4 protein-coding genes are annotated in these 5,184 nt (G+C 71.7%); 2 read left to right on the top strand and 2 right to left on the bottom strand.

The genetic code is table 11. The features are described from left to right. Window positions 1-1,132: ATP-binding cassette domain-containing protein (locus tag VMF51_RS07735; RefSeq protein WP_325473836.1), on the top strand; the 1,132-nt coding region annotated here is incomplete at its 5' end. A gap of 56 nt (window positions 1,133-1,188) precedes the next feature. Here VMF51_RS07735 and VMF51_RS07730 read toward each other — a convergent pair. Next, window positions 1,189-3,018: an ATP-binding cassette domain-containing protein gene (locus VMF51_RS07730; protein ID WP_325473835.1), complete on the bottom strand. Its 1,830-nt coding sequence runs from the start codon at window positions 3,016-3,018 to the stop codon at window positions 1,189-1,191. Continuing rightward, window positions 3,015-3,968 (bottom strand): extracellular solute-binding protein, encoded by a 954-nt coding sequence (locus VMF51_RS07725; protein ID WP_325473834.1) that lies wholly within the window; start codon window positions 3,966-3,968, stop codon window positions 3,015-3,017. Before VMF51_RS07725 ends, VMF51_RS07730 begins: the two co-directional genes overlap by 4 nt. A 319-nt stretch (window positions 3,969-4,287) precedes the next feature. Between VMF51_RS07725 and VMF51_RS07720 the strand changes: the two genes are divergently transcribed. Further along, window positions 4,288-5,184 (top strand): alcohol dehydrogenase catalytic domain-containing protein (locus VMF51_RS07720; protein WP_325473833.1); only part of this gene is annotated, 897 nt, incomplete at its 3' end.

Raw genomic sequence — 5,184 nt, 5'->3', positions numbered from 1 at the left:
GTCGCTGCTGCTGTCCCGCTACGACGTCTTCCTGCTCGACGAGCCGACCAACGACCTCGACATCGCCGGGCTGGAGATCCTGGAGGACTTCGTCCGCAAGCTGCGGGCGGCGACGGTGCTGGTCAGCCACGACCGCGCGTTCCTCGAGCGGACCGTCGACCGGGTGCTCGAGCTCGACCTGGCCCAGCAGAAGACCAGACTCTACGGCGGCGGCTACGCCGGCTACCTGGAGGAGCGCGAGACGGCGCGGCGGCACGCCAGGGAGAACTACGAGCAGTACGCGGAGACCAAGGCGGAGCTTGAGGCCCGGCGTCGGACCCAGATCGGCTGGGCCGACAAGGGCGTCCGCGAGGCGAGGTCCAAGGCCACCGACAAGGACAAGCACGTGCTGCACGCGCAGGTCGCCCGCTCGGAGAAGCTGGCGGGCAAGGTCAAGGCGACCGAGCGGATGATCGGCCGGCTCGAGGTGGCCGAGGAACCACGCAAGGAATGGCAGCTGCAGATGGAGATCGCGGCCGGGCCGCGCTCCGGCTCGGTGGCCGCGGTCATGCGCGAGGCGGTCGTCGATCGCGGCGCGTTCCGGCTCGGCCCGGTCAGCCTGCAGATCGACTGGGCCGACCGGGTCACGATCACCGGGCCGAACGGCGCGGGCAAGTCCACGCTGCTCGACGCCCTGCTCGGCCGGGTGCCGCTGACGTCGGGGCAGGCCTCGCTGGGCAGCGGCGTCATGATCGGCGAGGTCGACCAGGCCCGCAGCCTGTTCCGGGGCGAGCAGCCGCTGCTCGACGCGTTCGCCGTCCAGCTCCCCGACATGGTTGCGGCCGAGATCAGGACCCTGCTGGCCAAGTACGGCCTCAAGGCGGACCACGTCACGCGGCCGGCCGGCAGCCTGTCCCCCGGCGAGCGCACCCGCGCCGGGCTGGCCCTGCTCCAGGCCCGCGGGGTGAACCTGCTCGTCCTCGACGAGCCGACCAACCACCTCGACCTGCCCGCCATCGAGCAGCTTGAATCGGCCCTCGACGGCTACCCAGGCACCTTCCTGCTGGTCACGCACGACCGGCGGATGATCGAGGGCATCTCGGTCACCCGCCACCTGGCCGTCGAAGACGGCAACGTCACCGAGGTCGGCTAGCACGGCGGTGCGGCCCCGCTGCCGCTTCACCGTGCGGGCGGGCGAAGCCGATCGCCTCACCCGGCGGGACGCCAGACTGACATGGCCTCCGTCTCGGTCTCCACCCGGCAGGGGTCCCCGACGCGGAGGTCGGGCACCTCGAGTGTCCGAGCCCGCAGCTCGACACCGGGCGACAACTCCACCACGACCTCGACGGTCCGCCCGAGGTCGATGACGTCGGTCACCCGGCCCTGACCGAGGTCCACGGCGGAGCGGCCGACCCCCGGCGGCGACTCTCCCGGACGGACCCGGACGGCCTCGGGCGGCACCTGCCACAGCAACCGAGTGCCGACCGGCAGACCTCCGGCGAGGCCGTCGGGGAGCAGCGTCCCGTCGGCGCCGACCGCGGCCTCGAAGAGGTTGTCGATGCCGAGCAGGCGACCGACCTGGACCGAGGCAGGCCGCTTGTAGACGTCACGGCAACTGCCGGACTGGAGCACCTGCCCGTCGCTCACGACCACGATTTCGTCGGCCAGCATCGCCGCCTCTTCCGGATCGTGGGTGACGAGGACGGTGGAGAGGTTGACGTCGCGCTGCAGGCGCCGCAGCTCCCGCCGCAGTTCGGCCCGCACCGGCGCGTCCAGTGCGGAGAACGGCTCGTCGAGCAGCACGACGTGCGGATCCGCGGCCAGCGCCCGGGCCAGGCTGACCCGCTGCCGCTGCCCGCCCGACAGCTGCTCGGGCAGCCGGTCGAGGAGACCGTCGAGATGGAGCGTCTGCAGCCACCAGGCGGCGCGGGCCGGATCGGCGTGGACGCCGAAGACCGCCTGCTGCCAGACCGTGCGCCCCGGGATCAGGCCGAAGCCCTGGGGGACGTAGCCGATCCGGCGCCGCTCGGTCGCGATGCGGCTCACGTCGACGCCGTTATAGGTCACCGCTCCGGCCCCGGCCCCGAGCAGCCCGGCCAGGACCCGCAGGGTGACCGACTTGCCCGAGCCTGACGGTCCGATGATCGCCAGCCGGTGGCCGCCTTCTGGGTGCGCCACCCGCAGGCGGAACGTCCCCACGGTGGCGTCGATGTCGAAGCCGACCGGCGCCGGCGACGTCAGCACGGGGGCGACCGGGGCCGGGATCGGCCGGCGCCGGACGCTGGGCAGGCGCCGGATGTTGACGACGGCGATCGCCAGCGCGGCGACCCCGAAGGCGAGGACCGTGGGCGCCTCGGCCTGCGCGAGCGGCGCGGAGGAGAACAGGTTGTCGACGTAGATCGGGAGGCTGTACGGGTGATACGCGAGGACCACGGTCGTGCCGTACTCCCCGAAGGCCCGCAGCCACATGAGGGTCATCCCGGTCCGCAGGCCGTCCGCCGCGGCGGGCACGTCGACCCGGAGAAACCGGGCGAGCGGGCCGTGGCCGAGGGTGGCGGCGACGTCGTCGAGCGACGGGTCGACGGCCCGGAAGGCGCTGCGCGCCACCACCACCAGGAACGGCGCGGAGACGAACGACTGGGCGATGACGAGCCCGTACATCGTCTGGGTGAGCCGCTCACCCGACAGCTGGCCCAGCGGCGTGTACGGGCCGACGATGTAGATCAGCAGGATGCCGCTGATCAGCGGCGGCACCGCCAGCGGGAGCTGGACGATCACCCCCACCACCGAGGAAAGCCAGCCGCGGCGGCGGGCCAGGACGTAGGCCAGCGGTATCCCGCCGAGCACGCCGATCAGCAGCGAGATCGTGGCGCCCTCGACCGACACGACCAAGGCCGGCCAGAGACCGGGGACCCCCCACCCTTCATCCCCGCGCTCTACGAGGACGCGGTAGGCGAACGCGCCGACGGGAAATGCGAGGTAGAGGACCAGCAGGGCGCCGAGCCCGCGGAGCAGGCCCGGCGACCTGCCGGAGGTCACGACCCGAGAACGCTGGACAGCGCGCTCGGGACGCCGGTCCCGGTCACCTTGGCCGGCGAGACGATCTCGAAGTTGTCGGCCTTCATCTCGCTCTGCCCGGTGGGGCCGAGCAGGAACTTGATGAAGGCCTCGGCCGCGGCCTCGTGGGGGGCGTTGTTGATCAGCGCGATCGTGTACTGGCCGGCCAGGTTGGTGCCGGTGAGCTTCACGTAGGGGCTGGCCTGGGAGTTGGCGTCGGCCTCGTACATGAACGCGCCGTCGAGCTGCCCGGTCTGGATGTCGGCCTCCTCCGGGTCCTCCGAGTACACGTCCGACTGCTCGGTGGCGAGCGTCTTCAGCGCCGGGAGATTCTGCGCCGTCGCCGTCTCGTTGAGGGCCTCGGCCGCCAGGACGCCGCCCGGGTCCTGCGAGGGGTCGGTACGGCCGAGCCGGAAGCCGGGCATGGTGACCACCTTATACCACGGCATGGTCTGCAGGTCCTTGGCGAACTTGCTCTTGGGGTAGTACCCGAGGACCTCCGGGGACGCGGCGAAGTCCGCGTACCAGTTGACCCAGTTGCCGTTCTTGGCGCCCATGAGGCCGACCACATCGGTCGGCGAGGCGCTGACGAAGACGTCGGCCACGGCGGTCTTGTCTTTGATGTCGGCCTCGAGGGTCCCCGATCCGTGCGAGGTGTCGACCAGGGTGTAGCCGGTCGCGGCGTGGAACGCCGGCCCGACCGACTTGGTCATGAGGGTGTCGAGGGATCCGGCGGAGAACACATCGACGTCCCCGCTCGGCAGAGCGGCGGCGGAGCTGGCGGGAGCGGACGCGGACGTGGTGGGCGACGTGGAGGCAGGAGCCGACGAAGACGACGAAGACGAGCTGCTGCAAGCCGCGGCGGTCAGGCCGAGGCACGTTATGCCGGCCACGACGGCGAACCGCCTGGCTGAGGTCCGGAAAGTAAGCATTCCCCGACGATAGCCAGCGCTGGTTGCGTGACGCAACCAGCGCTGGCCGATGGAATCGCCCGTCGCACTCGACGCGCCACCGTCCAGACCTGCAGCTTTCCGTCGGCGGCGCGGGCCTCCCGGGCCCGGGCCTTCGCCTCTTGTTGCTGTTATCGTGACCTGGCCGATACCCGCGCGCCTCCGCCCGGCCGCGTCCGCGGCTCGTTGACGGCGGTCACAGTCCTGGCCGCCGGCGATTGGCCGCCCGCTCATTGACCGTCCCTTCCGGTTAGGCGGATGATGGCCCTCAAACTGCGGATATATCCCGGGAGGGTGTTGCATGAAGACGCGAGCAGCGGTGCTCAGGGACGTCGGCAAGCCGTTCGAGATCGTCGAGCTTGACCTCGACGAGCCGAAGACCGGCGAGGTGCTCGTCCGGTTCGCCGCCTCCGGGCTGTGCCACTCGGACGACCACCTGCGCACCGGCGACATCCCGGTCAGGTACCCCATCGTCGGCGGGCACGAGGGGGCCGGCGTCGTCGAGCAGGTGGGCGCCGGGGTGACCAGGCTGGCCGTCGGCGACCTCGTGGTGGCCTCCTTCCTCCCGGTCTGCGGCAAGTGCCGGTTCTGCGCCCGCGGTCAGACCAACCTGTGCGACTACGGCAAGTTCCTGTACGACAACTGCCTGCCCGACGGGACGTTCCGCTACCACGAGGGGGCGACCGACTTCGGGCAGATGTGCCTGCTCGGGACCTTCTCGCAGGCGGCGGTGCTGTCCGAGGCGTCGGTGGTGAAGATCGAGGACGACATCCCGCTCGAGCTCGCCGCGCTGACCGGCTGCGGCGTGCCGACCGGGTTCGGGTCGGCGGTCAAGGCCGGCGAGGTCAAGCCCGGCGACACGACGCTCGTGTACGGCGTCGGCGGGGTCGGGGTCAACGCCCTCCAGGGCGCGTCGATCGCCGGGGCGCGGCACGTGATCGCGGTCGACCCGGTGGCGTTCAAGCGCGAGTCCGCGTTCACCTTCGGTGCGACCCACGCGGTCGCGACGACCGAGGAGGCGCAGGCGCTGGCGCTGGAGCTGACCTGGGGCGTGGGTGCCGACCAGGCGATCGTGACCATGGGCGTGGTGACCGAGGACGTGGTGTCGGCCGCGTTCGCCGCGATCCGCAAGCGCGGCACCGTGGTGCTGACCGGCCTGGCCGGGCCGGGCGCCAAGACCGTGAACGTGTCCGGGTTC

The sequence above is a fragment of the Nocardioides sp. genome (assembly GCF_035503875.1).
GTDB lineage: Bacteria > Actinomycetota > Actinomycetes > Propionibacteriales > Nocardioidaceae > Nocardioides.
Note: the sequence above shows the minus strand (reverse complement) of the source record. Positions and strands in the feature narration are given on the sequence as shown.

Excerpts from the sequence above, each read along its gene's own strand:
- VMF51_RS07725 (WP_325473834.1), bottom strand. The coding sequence starts at position 3,968 with ATGCTTACTTTCCGGACCTCAGCCAGGCGGTTCGCCGTCGTGGCCGGC.